Origin of the sequence: Ferdinandcohnia sp. FSL W7-1320 (assembly GCF_038050315.1) — a bacterium.
In the GTDB taxonomy this organism is placed as follows: domain Bacteria; phylum Bacillota; class Bacilli; order Bacillales; family Bacillaceae_L; genus Ferdinandcohnia; species Ferdinandcohnia aciditolerans.
In genome coordinates, this window is record NZ_JBBPAM010000001.1 from 3,946,278 (window position 1) to 3,964,457 (window position 18,180).

Here is an 18,180-nt window from a genome sequence, read left to right on the forward strand (position 1 = left end):
AATAGTCTAGTTGATGGCAATCAGCTAGACTATTTATGATTAACACTATTTTTTAGGGATATATAAATCACCTTTTATTATTCTTCGGGCTGTTCTATCTAAGCCAACAGAAGCAACATCTGCCTGCTCCTTGGTTAATGCAACGCGAACCTCTGCGATACCCTCTGGATGACCGATTCGAATAATTTGTTCAACACTTCCATCTTTCTTTCTGGAGTATTGATTTGGAACGGTGCCCTCAAGCAATGCAGATGAAGCTAAGTTATATAACCCACTCCCTGCAAAAGTACGGTGAAATTTCTTCATAGAAACCATTTTTGTGACAATATCAATATCGTTCGCGTTAATATGCTTTCCTGCTGAAGTCACATAATCGTGTGGACTAGCAACTATAGCAATTTTCGGTATGGAGGGAATGTTTTTTGCTTCATCCTCGTTTTTTGCGATACCGCCGGCAACTGCCATCTTCAATCGAATTTCCTCTAACTCAGACAATAATTCATGATTCGCTCCTACAACATGATTTAGCTCTGAACCTACTATCCCAAATTCACTTGCTGCTACATACACAAATGGATTAACAATATCAATAAATGATGCTTCATAGATTCTTTTACTAGTAACTATCTTTGTTTTCAGACCGATTGGAATTGTTTTCCCAGTCTTTCCCCCTCCAGGCGAAAGAATATTAACCATGACTTTTGCTCCAGGGGTAACAACTCCTGGCATCAAATAATCTCCTGATACCTTTGCTTTACCGTTTGATAGAGGAACCTTCATTTTTATCATTTTATTTATATTTTTATTAAAAGCTGATACAGTCACAAAATCATCGTTTGAGTTCGTTGACACAAGGCCTTCATCTACCGCGAATGCTCCTATAGCCGCCATTAGATTTCCACATGTTCCTTTATCATCAACAACTTGCTCTCCAATGCCAATTTGATAAAATGTATAATCAAGGTCCGCACCTTCAACAGACGGCTCTGAAATAACCATGATTTTACTAGTATGAGATGTACCACTTCCTAAGCCATTTACTTGTGAGGGATTGTATGCATCAATTCCCTCTAAAAAAATTTTGTGCTTTAATTCTTTATTTTTTGGTAAATCTTTTTCATGAAAAAGGATACCTCTACTTGTGCCACCTCTATAAACAACACAACGCACAGAGAATTGAGACATTATTCTTCCTCCCTACTTCATTTCAGGAACAATGGTTTTAGCTATTTCTTGATCAAGATCCTCATAGTCATGAAGTTTAATGGTTTCATATAGTTCCTTACGTGTTTGCATCTTATCTAACACATCACGCTGTGTACCTTTCTCGAATACTTCAGAGAATACAATTTCATATGCTTTCGCTGCTGCTCTCAAAGAGGTAACCGGATAAATAACCATCGAGTAACCAAATGATTCAAATTCTTCAGCTGTAAAGTATGGAGTTTTTCCAAATTCGGTCATGTTTGCTAATAAAGGAACCTCAAATTTTTTGCTGAAAGCCCTGAAGTCTTCTTCGGTAATTAATGCCTCAGGGAAAATAGCATCAGCGCCTGCTTCTACATATTTTTTTAGTCTATGGATAGCAGCCTCTCTACCTTCAACAGCAAGTGCATCTGTTCTTGCAACAACAACCAATGAAGGAGCAACTTCTTTAATGATTTTAATTTTTTGGGACATTTCATCAGCTGTGACCAATTTTTTTCCATTTAAATGACCACATTTTTTTGGTAAATCCTGATCCTCAATTTGAACGGCAGCTACACCCGCTTCCACCATTTCTTTAGCCGTTCTGGCAACATTTAAGATTCCGCCAAAGCCAGTGTCAATATCAGCTAATAATGGCAAATTTGATGCACGAATAATTTCACGTGCTCTTTCGGCAACCTCTTGTGAATGTAATACACCTAAATCCGGTAGCCCTCTACTTGCCGTATAAGCCCCACCAGATAAGTACAATGCTTTAAAGCCAACCTTTTTAGCCATTAATGCAGCCATGCCGTCATGTGTACCCATAATCTTCAAGATTGGTCCTGCCTTTATATAATTTATAAAGTCCTCTGCTAATTCTTTTTGACTCTTTTGTTGTTCAACAAGCCATGTCATGATATTCCCTCATTTCATTTTTCTAATAAGTAAAACCCATGGTCATGAAAGAACGAAGGACCCTACTAAATAGGGCCCCGTCTTTTCATTAGTCAACTAAACCAGATTCACTAATTAAATCTTTATACATTGTAGTTTGTTCTTCCAAGAATTTAGTTGTTTCACTACTATTCTTGTAGAGTGGAGTCCAGTCATTATTTTTCACTAGGTCTTTCCAAGCATCGGTTTCAACCATTTCTCCGATTACTTTATCCCAGTAAGCAATTTCTTCTTCCGTCATATCTTTAGGTCCCATGATACCTCTCCAGTGAGGGAATACCATATCTACACCTTGTTCATTCCATGTAGGAACATCCTCTAAACCTTCTATTCTTTCATCAGAAGAAACGCTAATTACTCTGAAGTTGCCTGCAATATGCTGATCCTTAGACTCAGAAACTGCCATTGTTGCAACATCTACGTGACCACCTAAAAGAGCTGTTACTACATCTCCACCACTCTCATATATCATGAAATTTAATTTAGATACGTCAACACCGTATGTTTTTGCTGCTTGTACAAATGACAGGTGATCGTTGTTACCTAATCCTGGCGCAACTGCAATTGTTAAAGATCCTGGATCCTTTTTCAATTGTTCCATAACATCTTTTGCAGTTTTGAACTCGGAATCATTTCCAACTGCAATTGAAATCCACTCAGTTGTTAAAATTGCTAGTGGAGTGAAATCTTCATAAGTTAATTCACTTTGGCCTAATAAGTTATTTGTAATAAGTAGACTTGAGTTAATAGAAAGATGGTGTGCGTCTTTTGTAGAAAGATATTGCCAGCCTACTTCTCCACTTCCCCCTGGCTTATTAACTACATTAATGTTTTGGTCTACAATGCTTTCATCCTTAAGAATCTTTTGGATTGCTCTAGCAGTTGCATCCCAACCACCCCCTGGAGTTGCTGGTGCTACAAGTTCAATATTCCCAGTTGGAAATGATTTTTTATCACCTGATGCACCAGAAGAACATGCTGCAACAAATAGTAAAGATAAAATTGCAATAAACGAAAAAAGCTTTTTCATTTTCCCACCCCTTTTTTAAATTTTCACAACCTTATAATACTTTTAATATACAAAAATGTAATCGTTTTCAATTTAAAAGAAATTAACAACAATAACCCTATTTTGTTCATAAAGTTCACAGAATTTACAAATCTCGCAAATCTAAGGATGATATAAATGAAACGAATGCGTTAATTACATTTACTTCTAGTGATTCATTATGATAAAGCATCCATGTATTACGAATTAATGGATTATTTTCTTTATCCGTAATAAACACTTTATGAATATCTTCATTTCCTTTTAAAATCATGCCCGGCATTATTGCATACCCAAGTCCATTTACAACCATTTCTTTACAAGTATCCACTTGATCCACCTCCATCGTAACCATAGGAGGTCTTGTAAAGTTTTCAATCCACCAATGATCAATTATAGATTTTAGTAGATTATCCGTTTTATAATCAATGCGAGGTAGATTTGGCAAATTGCTGATATCAATTTCCTCCTTTGAAGCAATACATAATTGATCTTCAAATAATAAGTGTTTTTGCTCAATCCATGTATATTCCCCGCGAACAAAGGCGATATGGATATCCTTTTTATATAGTGAATGGAAAAGATCTCGGCTCCATCCTGTCGTTACTTTGAACTCAACATTTGGATAGTTGTCTTTAAATGCCCTTAATAATTGTGGCAGTTTATATTTGGTGAAAAAACTGGATACACCCAAATTTATTGTTCCAACAACCTTACTCTCCATATTAGTCAAATGATCCTTTATTTGTTTTAATTTTAAGATCATTTCCTCTGCACTTTTCGCCAAGTACTCGCCCTGTGGAGTAAACTGGACACCTCGTCTGTCCCTATTAATTATTTTGATCCCAAATTCTTTTTCAATTTGTTTGATACGATTTGTTAGGGCCGGTTGTGAGATAAATAATTGTTTACCTGTTCTTGTAATATTCTTATTTTCATAGAGGACCTTAAGAATTTCCCAATCCTGACTTCGCATTTCATTCCCTCCTTTTATACATTAGATATTCATAAATCTTATGGCTATTAATTCAAATACAATATTTTACTTATATCTATCAATATACTATATTTATCATTACAAAATAAGAAATTTTTTGGTGAGGGAGAAACATGATTCTTTGGATAGTCATCATTATCTGCACTGGTTTTCAAACAATCTTAAATACAACAAGACCGATCATCACGTTATATGCCTCTGAAATGGGGGCAAACACATTTGATATTGGAATTCTTACAGCAGCGTATGCTTTTTTTTCACTAATTTTCGCAATCCATGCTGGCAAAATTGCCGATAAAATCGGAGACCGATTACCTGTATTTCTTGGTTTAGCCGGAATATCACTTGGAATGGTCATTCCTTATTATTTTCCTTCAATGGCAAGCTTGTTTGTATCGCAATTAATAGTCGGTACAGCTGCTGTTTTTATCACAGTTTCTTTACAAAACATACTCGGAAATATTGCTTCCGAGGAAAAACGGGATCAATATTACAGTCTATTCGGAATTGCAACCGCGATGGGAGCGATGATTGGTCCGATAATCGGCGGATATTTAGGAGAACACATATCTTATTCTTCTGTATTCCTTGCTTCGATTTTTATTAATATCATTCCTATTTTGATTTCCTTATTTATTCCTGTCCTAAGGAAGCAAAAAACGAAGCAAAAAATGAGCATAGGTGCCTCAGTTGGATTATTAAAAATGCCTTTATTAAGAAAAGCATTAATATCAAGTGCGCTTGTCCTATATTCAAAGGATATCTTCGTTGCTTATTTCCCACTATTCGCAAAGCAGTATGGGATATCTACCTCAACAATTGGCTGGATTATTTCAATACAGGGGTTAGCGATTATTCTCGTTCGGTTCTTATTACCCGCATTAACAGAAAAACTTGGAAGAGACAAAGTTTTAATTGCATCCGTTTTTATGGCAGGTATCTCATTTTTATTAGTTCCGTTTACTGGAAGTGTGATTTTATTAAGTGCGCTAAGTGCTCTCATGGGACTTGGACTCGGCTGTGGCCAGCCTCTTTCAATGACCACTACCTATAATGCTTCACCAAAATCAAGAACTGGTGAAGTACTGGGACTGCGACTTGCCTCAAATCGTTTATCACAATTAATAGCCCCTGTCTTCTTTGGCTTAGTTGGTTCCTGGGCTGGTATTTTTTCCGTATTTTTTATTAGTGGGACGTTTTTACTTGGTGGATTATTTGCTATTAAACCCGAAAAGAAAAGAAAACTAGCTTCATAAAAAAGAAAAGCCTACAGCATAAGAAAGTTGCTGTAGGCTTGTTCGTTTATAGGATGTTCAAAAAGTCAGTCCAAAATGACACATCGAATTTCTGTGTAAATCACTCCAAGAATATAGTGAATTACTAGGTTATGTGCTTGCGTCTACTTGTTTTTTCACGAAGTCAATTCCTCAGCGCAAGGCTGCAAGGGAGTTAACTCAAGGAGTTGCCACACTCCGGTACTCGGGAGCTACACAGCCTTGAACTGCTCGGTCCTTTTCACCTCCTTTTGAACTCGTATTTATAGTTTAAAGGATACAAATTTCAATTCTGTCATTTCTTCTGTCGAATATTTGATACCTTCTTTTCCAACTCCACTGTTTTTAACTCCCCCATATGGCATATTATCAACTCTAAAGGTTGGAATATCATTAATGATGACTCCTCCTACCTCTAATCTGTCAGCTGCCTCAAATGCTCTTTGAATATTTGTGGTATAGACTCCTGCCTGCAGCCCATATTCTGAGTCATTTACGAGACTGATAGCCTCATCCCATGTTTTATACGAATTAACGGACACAACCGGACCAAATGCTTCATTACAAGAAACGGAAAGTTTTTCGTTAGTGTTTACTAAGATTGTAGGTTGGAAGACAGTTCCATCTTGTTTACCACCATAGACGACTTTTGCGCCATCTGCCTTCGCCTCTTGGACCCACTTATCGATTCGATCCGTTTCGTTTGGATTGATGAGAGATGATACATCTGTCGTTTCTGATTTTGGGTCACCAAGAACTAGTTGTCTAGTATAGTACTTCAATTTTCCAACGAACTCTTCAAATACATTTTCATTCACATAGATACGTTGAACCGAAATACATACCTGCCCAGCAAAATTGAATGCTCCCTCTGCACAACGAGCTGCTGCTGTCTCCAAATCATCAGTACTATCAATGATGACAGCAGCATTCGAGCCCAATTCGAGAGTAACGCGCTTAAGTCCTGCTTTCTCTTTAATTCGCATTCCTACTGGTACACTACCTGTAAAAGTAATCATTTTCACACGATCGTCCTGAACAAGTAAATCTCCTACCACACTGCCTTTTCCTGTCACGACATTCAGAGCACCTTTTGGCAGTCCAGCTTCTTCAAATAGCTTCGCTGTCATAATTGCACTTAAAGGTGTTTGTGATGCAGGCTTTAATACGACCGTATTTCCCGCCGCAAAGGCTGGGCCAAGCTTGTGTGCAACTAAATTAAAAGGAAAGTTAAATGGCGTGATTGCCGCGATGACACCTAGCGGTTCTCTTTTTGTGTATCCAAATCTTCCTTTCCCGCTTTTTGCAGCATCAAGTGGGACAGTCTCCCCGTGAAGGCGCTTGGCCTCTTCTGCAGCAAATTTGTAAGTTTCAGCAGTTCTAACAATTTCTCCCCTCGCAGCTTTTAGTGGTTTGGCATTTTCAGAAGCTAGGATAAGAGCACATTCCTCGAGCCTTTCAGTAAACAGATCAGATACCTTTTCTAAGATTTCTGCCCGCTCAAAAGCTGTTAAATTTCGCATTGTTTTTGTCGTTTGTTGGGCACTTGCAATTGCGTTTTCTACCTGTTCTTTTGTAGCTAAAGGGATCATTGAAATGACCTCTTGATTATAGGGTGAGCGTAATTCTTCGTACTGGACGCCTTCTTCCCATTTTCCATTGATGAATAATTGTTGTTTTTCCATTTTTTACCCTCCCATAAAACACTTCATCTATTCGTACAACTTATAAATATAATCTATAAATTGATTATATTATATTTTTCTTATTCGAATAACTGTTATAAAATATAAGTTCAGTATCCTAATGAATGGAGAAACAAATATGAGAGGTATTTTTGAAAAGATAATGCCGTATATAAAACGACTTTGGGAATCTATTAAACGTTTTTGGCGAGATAAGCATATTACTAAAATTTTATTACTTATTGTATTGGTGTTTATCTTATTGTCTATGCTCTTCTTTGCCTTTATGGCTACTCAGGCAAACGTTCAATCATTGAAAGACGGTTTGCGTCAAGCAACTGTTATTTATGATAAAGATGGTGAAGTCGCAACCAATATTTCAACAAATCGAACTGAGGGTGTCTTGGTAGAAGAACTTCCTGAGCATGTAAAAAATGCGGTTATTGCAATAGAGGATGAGCGCTTCTATTCCCATAATGGTTTTGATATTAAAGGAATCACACGCGCCTTTTTTAATAATTTATTTGCCGGAAGAATTACAGGTGGAGGCAGTACGATTACTCAGCAACTTACAAAAAATGCGCTTCTCTCTCCTGAACAAACCTATAAACGTAAAATCGAAGAACTCTTTTTAGCATTGGAAATTGAAAAGCATTATACCAAGGATGAGATTTTACAAATGTATTTAAATCAAGTCTTCTTCGGAAATGGATCATGGGGCATTAGCCAAGCTTCGAAAAAGTACTTTAATAAGGAAATTGACAATGTATCAATCAGTGAGGCTGCAATGCTTGCTGGAATTCTCCAAGCACCATCAGCTTTAAATCCTTATAAAAACTATGATGGTGTGATTAAGCGAAGAAATACAGTTCTGTTAAAAATGCATGAGTTACAGATGATTTCCGATGATGAATATGCACAAGCGAAACAAGAAGAAATCAAGCTTGAAGATGGTGGTGGAAGCTATATAGAAAGAAACTATCCTTATTATGTTGACGCAGTGCTAGATGAGGCCATTAAGAAATATGGGTTGACGCAAGAGGAGATTCTGACTCGTGGCTATCGCTTCTATACTGAGATGGATCAAGACATTCAATCTGCCCTTGAAGATGTTTATAAAAAGGACTATCTTTTCCCTAAGGGGAGGGACGTTCTTGTACAAAGTGGTGCTGTAATGTTACATCCAAAGACTGGAGGTGTGCTCGGTTTAGTCGGCGGCCGTGGTGAACATGTATTCCGTGGTTTTAATCGAGCAACTCATTTGCAGGCTCAACCAGGGTCAACACTAAAGCCATTAGCAGTATATACTCCTGCACTTGAAGAAGGGTATGAAGTCACTTCCGTATTAGTTGATGAGTTAAAAACATATGGAGATTACACACCTGAAAACTTCTCAAAATCGTACCAAGGTGAAGTAAAAATGTATGAAGCCCTTGAGCACTCTTTAAATGCACCGACCGTTTGGCTGTTAGACCAAATTGGACTTAATAAAGGACTTGATTCTTTACGAAGATTTGGTATTCCATATTCAGAAGAAGATAAATATCTAGGTATCGGACTGGGTGGAATGCATAAAGGGACTTCACCTTTACAACTAGCGGAGGCTTATTCAGTCTTTGCAAATGAAGGAAAACGACCGGAAGGACATCTAATCTCAAAAATAGTAGGACCAACAGGAAATGTCATTGCTGAACATAAGCATAAAACAACTAAGGTTACATCAAAAAAAGTGGCAAACGATATGACTTCTATGCTACTAAACGTTGTTGAAACAGGTTCAGGTAGAGGCACAAAAATCCCTGGAGTTGAGCTAGCTGGGAAAACAGGTTCTACCCAGCTCCCTTATAAAGAGATTAATGGAACTAAGGACCAATGGTTTGTTGGATATACACCTAATTTCGTCGGTGCCGTTTGGATGGGCTATGACAAAACAGACAAAACACATTATATCCAAGGTAGTAGCTCTGACTATATTGTTCCTTTATTTAAAGGAATAATGGACGAAGTACTTCCTACAATGGAAGTAGACTCCTTTGATGTTGTTTCTGTTAATGCGAAGCTTTCGGGACAAGAGGACCGAAAAACGATTACAAAGGAAGAAATTAAAGAGCAAGCTGAAAAAATCGAAGAAACATTAAAAGAAGAAAGTGCCAAATGGAAGATTGTATTGGAAGAGGCAAAAAAAGACATTAAGAATGTCAGTGAAAAGGTTGAAAACAAACTTAGAGATCTACTAGGAAACTGACATATAAACTTGAAAGAGTATTGGGAAACCGATACTCTTTTTTTGTGCTATTAAGATGATTGGAGTGCTATCAACTTCCTAATAACTGGTAGGAGGCATATTTATACGATAGTTGAAGCCCATCTACTTCCTAATTACTGCAATCCGATGTATTCCAAGGAAAGTCTGACTGCTTTCATCCAAATCATGAATGCCAAATTTTCTAAAAAGTGTGATTAAAACCACTACATTCCGAAATTCACGTTGGTACACTAATACTATCAAATAATTGGGGGTATGATTGTTGGGCATTCGGGGTCTTTCTATCTTATCTATTCTTGTAGCTTATTTTTTAATTGTGTTTGGTGGTTATGTCGCTTCATCTCAATCAGGTATGGGCTGTGGGCCAGATTGGCCATTATGTAACGGTGTATTAATACCTGTATTATAAGGTGAAACACTCATTGAATATGCACATCGTGTAATTGGTGCTCTGCTTTTTGTTCTTTCTGCCATATTATTTTTAAAAGTTAAGCGAACTGAAACTGAAAATCATGTAAAAACAACAGCAAATTGGATGATGCTTCTCCTTATCCTTCAGGTTATTCTTGGTGCGATTGTTGTTTTACTTGATTTGCCAGCAATTGTTGTTACCATTCATCTACTTATTGCAATGGCCTATTTTGCATGCTTGCTTTTTATATGGAAATGCCAAACAAGTTCAACAGTCAGCGTAAGTAATGCGTCACCCTTAAAGAAGCACTATTTCATCCTTATATTACTGCTAACTTTCACCTTAGGTTTTGGCGCTTATATAAAGCATCAGTCGTATGGTTTAGCATGCGAATGGTTATCTTGTTCAAACTCTTTCCTTCCATTAAATAAAGCTCAGATTTTACAATCCTTACATCGGTTCTTTGCGTATGCTTCAGCTATTTACATACTTATTCTGACGTTTTTTGCATTCACTAAGAACTGGAGTACAAGCATTCGATTAAGACTTGTGCTAACTTCACTAACCGTTTTATCACAAATTATTGCAGGCATTTTCACAATCAAGACGGCATTATCTATTCCTTGGGCAGTTATTCATCTAGCGATTGGTACCGCACTTTTTGGCATCATTGTAGAATCCTGGGTTACCCTACACTTTTCGCATACATCAATAAAGGTAACGAATTGGAGAAGCACTAAATTTACAAAGTAAAACACAAAAGCCCTTTATATAGGGCTTTTTTCAATTACTTCTAAAAAGTGTTTTAGGATTCCGGCTGTTAAACCCCAGATGACACGGTCTTCATAATAATAGAAGCATTCGTCCATACCTCTTACCTGCCATTTATAATTTTCCCCTCCAATGATATCGTTAAAAGGAAAGTTTTCTTCGGGCTCTACATGAAAATTCACTTTAAAAATCTGTGGAGGATTTGATTGTAAGAATGACAGTGGAACCGTAAATATTTCTCCAACTTCTGCTGGATTCGGTTGAATCTCATCAGGATTATTGATTACACCTACGTATGGATAAATAATTGTACCAAAAGGGGAAACAAAATAATCTAGTGGACTTACATTTGTAATATCACTTTCATTTAGCCCTAGTTCCTCCATCGTTTCTCTAATGGCTGTATGCCGCTCATCTCTATCCGTTGGGTCCATTTTTCCACCTGGAAAGCATATCTCACCTGGCTGTCGTCTTAATTGACTTGAACGAACCTCAAAAAGGATATGAACGTCATTATCTTTTTTTATTAAAGGAAGAAGAATGGAAAAGCGCTTAAAATCTCCACGGCCTAATAGAGAGGGAGTGCGTTCCTTAACTATATTGACAATTTTATCGATTTCCATAGTTCACCTCGAAACGTTATTTACTGTTTCAAACCTTTAAAAGCTTTAATAAAATCAATTGGGTCTTCTTTAATATTATAGGAGAATACTCCTTGGTTTGTGTGGAGATATAAAAAGCTCGCTCTGTAGGAAACATCATACACATGATCTAGATGAAATTCATTAGCAGAAGAAAGGATTCGGTCTTCAAACAATCGCAACTGATGATGGTTTTCAATATACTTTTGCACATTCCACTCTATTTTTCTTTGTATAGTGATATACGGTTGAGATGCAATAATTTTCACAATTCTCCCCTTTCTTTTCCTATATTGTACCAGAATTATGTATTTGAAAAAACCACAGTGGTTTTTCACACTGTGGTTTTCATAATTATTGTTGCACTAATTCTTTTTCAAGGTTTTGTAAACGTTCTGCTACTTCTTCCTCAGTTAACCCGTTCTCTTCTACATAACGGTTACGTGGGTGTACGCGACATTCATGTGTACAGCCTCTTAGATATTTATGCTCATTTTCTTCAGAACAAAGTATTTGTTCATTACATTCAGGGTTTGCACAGTTTACATAGCGTTCACATGGTTCTCCAGTAAAATGGTCTTTCCCTACAATCACATGCTCTTTTTGGTTTACTGGAACAGCAATTCTTTCATCGAATACGTAAAGCTGGCCGTCCCAAAGTTCACCTTGTACCTCAGGGTCTTTACCGTATGTTGCAATTCCTCCGTGAAGCTGGCCAACATCCTCGAAGCCTTCTCTTACTAACCAACCAGAGAATTTTTCACAACGAATACCGCCAGTACAGTACGTTAGTATCTTTTTTCCATCAAGCATTTCTTTGTTTTCTCTTACCCATTGTGGTAAATCACGAAAAGTTTCTACGTCTGGTCTAATCGCGCCTCTGAAATGTCCTAAATCATATTCATACGTATTTCTTGCATCTAAAATAATTGTATTCTGATCTTGCATTTTTTCATAAAATTCTTTTGGACTTAAATATTTACCTGTTAATTCATGTGGGTTAATATCATCCTCAAGGCTTAAGTTGACAAGCTCAGGACGAGGTCTAACATGCATTTTCTTAAAAGCATGTCCATCTGCTTCATCAATTTTAAAAACCATTGTTGCAAAACGAGAATCTTTTCTCATTTCTTCCATATACTTGTCGGTTTGTTCAATAGTTCCAGAGACCGTTCCATTAATACCTTCTGTCGCTACTAAAATACGACCTTTTAGACCGATTTCTTTACAGAAAGCAAGATGCTCTGCTGCAAATTCTGCTGGATTTTCAATTGTTACATATTGATAGTAAAGTAATACTCGATAAGGTTTTGTTTCTGTCATTATTTTCGACCGCCTATCATTAATATTTGCAAGATATGAATGTGTTTAGGATCGAATTACACTTTTCTCTTACATCAGTGTATTGTATCAAATTCTTTATTATTAAATCAACGTTTTATACCTTCCTTATATTGTAAAGTCGTTTTTTTATTGCATAAATATATCTATTTTTATCAATTGATATATAATAAGTCTGTCAAACTTTTTAGATGGGGGTTTCAAATATGAGTTTACCAAAAGCATTAACGATTGCAGGTTCTGATAGTAGTGGTGGAGCTGGTCTCCAAGCTGACATAAAAACCTTCCAAGAACATGGAGTTTACGGCATGTCTGCCTTAACTGTAATTGTTGCGATGGACCCGCATAATCGTTGGAATCACCAAGTTTTTCCGGTTGACCTCGATATCATCAAGGCACAATTAGCAACAATCCTTGATGGAATAGGTGTCGATGCGGCAAAGACTGGTATGCTTCCTACTGTCGATATTATTGAAATTACTGCAGATGCGGCTAAAAAACATAATCTTCAAAAATTTGTAGTGGATCCTGTAATGGTTTGTAAGGGAGAAGATGAAGTTCTATTCCCGGATCATGCTGTTGCCCTTAGAGAAATACTAACTCCACTTGCAACAGTGATTACTCCAAATTTATTTGAAGCAGGTCAACTAAGTGGAATCGGTTCAATCACAACTATTGATCAAATGAAAGAAGCTGCTGTGAAGATACACGATCTTGGTGCGAAATATGTACTCGTAAAAGGTGGCGGAAAGCTAAAACATGATAAAGCAGTAGATGTTTTATATGATGGAAAAGAAATAGAGATCCTTGAAAGCGACCGATTTGAAACAACATTTACTCACGGTGCCGGTTGCACCTCTTCAGCTGCAATCGCAGCAGGACTTGCAAAAGGATTAGAAGTGAAGGAAGCCATATATGAAGCGAAGAAATTCATTACAGCTGCCATTCGTCACTCCTTCCAACTAAATGAATATGTTGGTCCAACAAATCATGCTGCACGCCGACTTTATGGAGATAAGTAATTCTCTATTACAGCTGTAGACAGGTTCTACAGCTGTTTAAATTCTTAGGCAATGTGAAAACGCAAGGCGCCCTTCTATTGGTGAATAGCGTAAGATGAACGCTGACTTAAAGTGTTTTTTTCCCTTCTGAAGCGATTCGCTTATTGTCTCGAACAGATGGCGCTTGAAGCTGGACATCCTGAAAACCTGCCTAGACGAATTTTATATATGATGGTAATATTGTGAATATCATAGAATAATAGATACGCAATCATATATATATTCCCACATGTAAAAAGCCATAGGTAAGGAGTGTGTAAAATGCCTAGGATAAACAAAGATATTGTAAAATTTTTACGCAAAAAGAACAACATGACTCAACGTGATTTTGCTAAAGCAGTAAATTGTAGTTTTGCACTTATTGCCCTTGTTGAAGTTGGTAAACGTAGAATTACGAATAATCTTGAAACAAAAATCAAAGATTCTTTCAACTTAGACGATCAACAAATCTCATCCCTTGCAACCATCGTACAGGAGATTGCGAAGGGTGTACATCCGTATATGTAAAAGCAAATGCACAGGGGGCTAGGTGCTTGAGCTAGACCTAGAACAAAAAAGCAATTGGACATCATGCTCCAATTGCTTTTTACTTTATGTTTGAGAACCCATATTCCTCTAAAAGAGCAATAGCTTCATCGCTCAATAAGTATTCATAAAATAATTTTGCTTCATTTAAATGTTCTGATGATTTTAAGACTCCGATCGGATAAATAATCTCTGAATGATACTTAGTATCCACACTCATCACAATCCGAATTTGATCTGATAATTGTGCATCTGTTTTGTAGACAAACCCTGCATCAACATTTCCAGTCTCAACATATGTAAGGACTTGCCTAACATCTTTTGAAAGCACTAACTTATTTTCAATTTCATTCCACATATCCATGCTTTCGATTGCTTCCTTCGCATACTTCCCTGCAGGAACAGATTCTGGTATACCTATTGATATCCGTTCAGCCTTTGTTTTCAAATCTTCTATTCCCGTAATCTGCTTTTCGTTTTGTTTTGGAGCAATTAACACAATCTCATTGCCAGTTAGATTTTGCTGGAGATCTTCGTCAATAAGTTCCTTATCAATAAGTATATCGAACTTTTCTTTAGAAGCCGATAAAAAGATATCAACTGGAGCTCCTTGAGAGATTTGTTGTGCAAGTGCACCTGATGCGCCAAAATTAAAGGCGATATCAATTGTAGAATGTTCCTTTTCAAAATTGTTCTTTAATTCTTGTAAAACATTCTGCATACTTGTAGCAGCAGAAACCGTTAATTCTACCTCTTTAGTAGACTCCTGATCGGTACCTTGAGGCCCACAGCCAGATAAAAAAAGAGCAAAAAAGAGTATAAGGATAAATTTATGCATAAAAAACACCTTCCCTTAGCCAGTATAGCTAAAAGAAAGGTGTTTTGAAAATAGTCATTTTTTATAGGTTTAATAATTCAACGTGCTTGCCAATGTGTTTAACAAGGGCTTGACGATATTCATCTTCATTATCATTCAAAGTACCGAAAAATTCATCTTTGAAAATGAAGTTTCCGTTTTCATCTTTTACAGTTAACAATAATCCGTATGTTACATGGATTACTTGTCTTGCTGCATCATTATTCATATATTCTGGAAGGTTTTCATCAGAAACTGTATCAAGTGGTACGATTGTATTCATATCTGGTGTAATATGGTAATACTTAAGTGCCTCATTTAAATGTTCTAAAGCATATGCATGCATTCTTCTATATAATCCAGGATTTACCTTTGCAATTACACGTACAGCTTCAAGCCAGTTTGTGCCAGCTGTTTTAACATGAAGAACTCCATTCGTATACTTCGCGATAATTGGGAAAGCTGTAAATTTATCACTTCCAGAGTGGATACTTAATTTGTATTCAAAGTATTCAGCGATTAGCGCGTGTTCACGTAATTCTTTTTCGAATTGTTCTATATCACCGATATAATCAATTCCTTTTTGGAATTCACCACAGAATCTTGGAGCAAGGCTTGTTACTGTTACGCCACGTTTTTGTAATTCATTTGCTACAAAGAAATGTGCTGCTGGAGATGTAACTGTTTCAGTTTCATCAATCGAAATTTCAAAATCAATATCACGATCTGCTTTTTCGATATATGTTTCATGTACATGGACCATATACTCTAAAGCCTTTCCGTATAACAATACAAATTTCTTTAATGTATTTTCATCAAATCCGATTTCAAGACCTTTTACATCGAATTCTTTGTTTAAATATAGCTGATTATAGTGATTCTTCGTTTCTTCAGGGAGGCTATCAAATTCTGCACTGATTTCCTCTACTGTTAAGCCCTCAACTCGGTTTTGAATATGGTCTGAACAATCTAATGTTAGCATTGACATACCAAGTGATAATGCCATTTTAATATCTTCTTCTTCTTTTAAGTGGTCACCGTCTGCACCAAATCCACCTGTATATCCTTCTTGGAATACTGCAAAGCTTGCTGCGTCAATTACATCATTCATTGTACGATTCGTTAATGTTAATTCACGAATACTTTGTTGAGCAAGAATTGGCTTTACATTATGGTCGCGAACAGTTTCAATATGTCCTGGTGAAGCTAGACCTAAGCGGTCACCTAGACCCATTGTTGCAATTTTTGTACCAAATGCTCTTGGAACAGTATATTCAAAGTAACGATTTAATACTAAACGATTTTCGTGTGTTAATGGACAAGCCTTTCCATTTTCGGAAATCACTGTACCCTCTAATTCTTCAAATAAAGCTCCTTCGCCTGATGCAAGGATCCATTTTTGCTGTTGGTCCCTTACCATGACAAGGCTTACATTATCATGATGAGTTAAGGATTTCTCGTAAACTTTTACTTCACTAGAATTTTCGAAAACGTTTCCGTTTTTTAATGCTTCAACTAGTTGCTTCATATGTTCCATGGATATAGCCTCCTAATTAAATTGCCTTCAAATTAAATAATATCGTAATATACTAATATTGCAATGAAAAAATAACTATTCTTCGAATAAAATCTTGAAAACTTTTTCTATATTTTCTGTTCTTTGGGTATTTACAATGACACCCATTACCACATTTGGATCATCTATTGCTTCGTTAAATAGTGGCAATGCTTGCGCATCGATTCCAGTAGCCTGATTTTCAGAATCATAATACATAAATTCCTTATCAACTGGTAGTTTTTTATCTATTAATTTATCTAAGCTATAAAAATATTGTTCCCCATTCATAATCTCGAACTGTTCTTTATCAATGAACAAAACATCGAGTTCTCCAGTAGATATTTCTCCAGTTACTCGTTGTAGAGCTGCCATAACAACATTTAAATCTGCAGCATCCGGTGCATATGGGATTACCTGAATCGATACCTCATGTGTTTTTCTTTCTTCTTCAGATAGAATTCCTTCATTTAGCCTTTGTTGAATATTTTTAATTTCATTTGAATCTACCAAATCTCCTAAAACAAGAACTGAAAGTGCAGTATCCTTTTTGGGCGAATAGTCGTTTACTAGAAAGATAGCGGCAATTAATACAATAACAAAAGCAACTAGATAATATCTATAGTACTCCCAAATATACTTGGCTTTTTCAGCTGTACTCATGGCTGCAAATAATTCTTTGACCTTTCCTTTATCTCTCAAAGCCCTTTCATCCTTTCTGATGTGTATAAGAGGAATATACTACGTATTATCCCATACTAAGCATTTTCGTATTTTTCTTGTAAAAATGCAATACTATCATCTATAAAAGGTTCGGTTGTACTTTCTAGTAGAAATTGGATATAAGGTTTTTTATGCTTAATCAGTTCCATGACTAAATCGTAGTTTAATAGCCCTTTACCAGGAGGAGCAAACTTTAACTTGCCATTCTCAATAACAAAGTCTTTACAATGAACAATGATTATACGATCTCCAAATAGTTCGATTGCCTCTTTGAAAATTTCATCTTGATAAATGTAATTTTCAACAGTTAACAAATTTACCGGGTCAAAGATAATTTGTAAATTATTTGAATTTACTTCATCCAATAACCTTTTTAAAAGCATTGGATTGTAAACAGGATGGTTAACTCCCGCTTCTATTCCCACAATAACTCCAAATTTTTCTGCTTCATTTACAAGTTCTTTCACACTATCTACAACATCTAAAAAAGGTTTCTCTCGAAAATTATCTACAGTAAATCCCATTTTAGCATGGACATTTCCTGTTTCCGTTCCAACAACACTACAACCAAAATCTCTTGCATAACGGATATGCTCCTTGAAACGGTCTAATGCTTTTTGACGTTCTTGTTGATCTGGGTGAATCATATTAATATAGCAGCCTAATACTCCGATTTGGATGTTCATTTGTTGAAAAGCATTACCTATATACTTTGCAAAACCCGGTGAAAGACTTCCTAAACTCGTATTTAGTTGTGGAAATGATTTTGCTAAGGCCAATTGTACAGAAGATAACCCTTTATCTTTTACTGTTTGCACAAGTTCATCTAAAGAGCTAGCCTTCACATCATGGGCGCGAATACCTAGATTAATCACATGTA

16 protein-coding genes and 1 pseudogene are annotated in these 18,180 nt (G+C 36.4%); 5 read left to right on the forward strand and 12 right to left on the reverse strand.

The window, feature by feature from the left end; genetic code table 11:
- Positions 1–45 precede the first annotated feature (45 nt).
- From NST91_RS19405 to NST91_RS19420, 4 genes are all read right to left on the reverse strand, one after another.
- Positions 46–1,185: a PrpF domain-containing protein gene (locus NST91_RS19405; RefSeq protein WP_341332449.1), complete on the reverse strand. Its 1,140-nt coding sequence runs from the start codon at positions 1,183–1,185 to the stop codon at positions 46–48.
- A 12-nt stretch (positions 1,186–1,197) separates the two neighbouring features.
- Positions 1,198–2,106, reverse strand: a complete 909-nt coding sequence (prpB, locus tag NST91_RS19410) for a methylisocitrate lyase (protein ID WP_341332450.1) — start codon at positions 2,104–2,106, stop codon at positions 1,198–1,200.
- A gap of 88 nt (positions 2,107–2,194) precedes the next feature.
- Positions 2,195–3,175, reverse strand: coding sequence for a tripartite tricarboxylate transporter substrate binding protein (locus NST91_RS19415; protein WP_341332451.1), 981 nt, complete (start codon positions 3,173–3,175; stop codon positions 2,195–2,197).
- 124 nt (positions 3,176–3,299) lie between these two features.
- Positions 3,300–4,169 (reverse strand): LysR family transcriptional regulator, encoded by an 870-nt coding sequence (locus NST91_RS19420; RefSeq protein WP_341332452.1) that lies wholly within the window; start codon positions 4,167–4,169, stop codon positions 3,300–3,302.
- 134 nt (positions 4,170–4,303) lie between these two features.
- On the opposite strand from NST91_RS19420, the gene NST91_RS19425 reads away from it, so the two are divergent.
- Positions 4,304–5,446 (forward strand): MFS transporter, encoded by a 1,143-nt coding sequence (locus NST91_RS19425; protein ID WP_341332453.1) that lies wholly within the window; start codon positions 4,304–4,306, stop codon positions 5,444–5,446.
- Positions 5,447–5,727: 281 nt separating this feature from the next.
- Here the strand turns inward: NST91_RS19425 and NST91_RS19430 are convergent, their stop codons facing one another.
- Positions 5,728–7,149, reverse strand: coding sequence for an aldehyde dehydrogenase family protein (locus tag NST91_RS19430; RefSeq protein WP_341332454.1), 1,422 nt, complete (start codon positions 7,147–7,149; stop codon positions 5,728–5,730).
- A 163-nt stretch (positions 7,150–7,312) separates the two neighbouring features.
- Between NST91_RS19430 and NST91_RS19435 the strand changes: the two genes are divergently transcribed.
- Positions 7,313–9,394 carry a transglycosylase domain-containing protein gene (locus NST91_RS19435; RefSeq protein WP_341333565.1) on the forward strand — a complete coding sequence of 694 codons (2,082 nt, stop codon included), beginning with the start codon at positions 7,313–7,315 and terminating at the stop codon, positions 9,392–9,394.
- Positions 9,395–9,677: 283 nt separating this feature from the next.
- A pseudogene (locus NST91_RS19440) lies at positions 9,678–10,580 on the forward strand (COX15/CtaA family protein).
- A 14-nt stretch (positions 10,581–10,594) separates the two neighbouring features.
- Here the strand turns inward: NST91_RS19440 and NST91_RS19445 are convergent.
- From NST91_RS19445 to trhO, 3 genes are all read right to left on the reverse strand, one after another.
- Positions 10,595–11,221 (reverse strand): NUDIX hydrolase, encoded by a 627-nt coding sequence (locus tag NST91_RS19445; protein ID WP_341332455.1) that lies wholly within the window; start codon positions 11,219–11,221, stop codon positions 10,595–10,597.
- Positions 11,222–11,241: 20 nt separating this feature from the next.
- Entirely contained in the window at positions 11,242–11,508 is a 267-nt protein-coding gene (locus NST91_RS19450) for a hypothetical protein (protein WP_341332456.1), read from the reverse strand.
- 85 nt (positions 11,509–11,593) lie between these two features.
- Positions 11,594–12,562, reverse strand: coding sequence for an oxygen-dependent tRNA uridine(34) hydroxylase TrhO (gene trhO / locus NST91_RS19455; RefSeq protein WP_341332457.1), 969 nt, complete (start codon positions 12,560–12,562; stop codon positions 11,594–11,596).
- 224 nt (positions 12,563–12,786) lie between these two features.
- Here trhO and NST91_RS19460 point away from each other — a divergent pair, with 224 nt between their 5' ends.
- Complete coding sequence (locus NST91_RS19460; protein WP_341332458.1) at positions 12,787–13,602, forward strand: bifunctional hydroxymethylpyrimidine kinase/phosphomethylpyrimidine kinase; 816 nt, start codon at positions 12,787–12,789, stop codon at positions 13,600–13,602.
- A gap of 300 nt (positions 13,603–13,902) precedes the next feature.
- The gene (locus NST91_RS19465) at positions 13,903–14,148 is read left to right on the forward strand and encodes a helix-turn-helix domain-containing protein (protein ID WP_341332459.1); all 246 of its coding nucleotides are present in this window, start codon (positions 13,903–13,905) and stop codon (positions 14,146–14,148) included.
- A gap of 79 nt (positions 14,149–14,227) precedes the next feature.
- On the opposite strand, the gene modA is transcribed toward NST91_RS19465, so the two are convergent.
- The 4 genes from modA to NST91_RS19485 all read right to left on the reverse strand — a co-directional run bounded on the left by modA (position 14,228) and on the right by NST91_RS19485 (position 18,172).
- Positions 14,228–15,004 carry a molybdate ABC transporter substrate-binding protein gene (gene modA / locus NST91_RS19470; RefSeq protein ID WP_341332460.1) on the reverse strand — a complete coding sequence of 259 codons (777 nt, stop codon included), beginning with the start codon at positions 15,002–15,004 and terminating at the stop codon, positions 14,228–14,230.
- 61 nt (positions 15,005–15,065) lie between these two features.
- Complete coding sequence (locus tag NST91_RS19475) at positions 15,066–16,559, reverse strand: tagaturonate epimerase family protein (RefSeq protein WP_341332461.1); 1,494 nt, start codon at positions 16,557–16,559, stop codon at positions 15,066–15,068.
- 75 nt (positions 16,560–16,634) lie between these two features.
- Entirely contained in the window at positions 16,635–17,279 is a 645-nt protein-coding gene (locus NST91_RS19480) for a hypothetical protein (RefSeq protein WP_341332462.1), read from the reverse strand.
- Between the two features lie 56 nt (positions 17,280–17,335).
- Positions 17,336–18,172 (reverse strand): sugar phosphate isomerase/epimerase family protein, encoded by an 837-nt coding sequence (locus NST91_RS19485; protein ID WP_341333566.1) that lies wholly within the window; start codon positions 18,170–18,172, stop codon positions 17,336–17,338.
- Between the last annotated feature and the right edge of the window lie 8 nt (positions 18,173–18,180).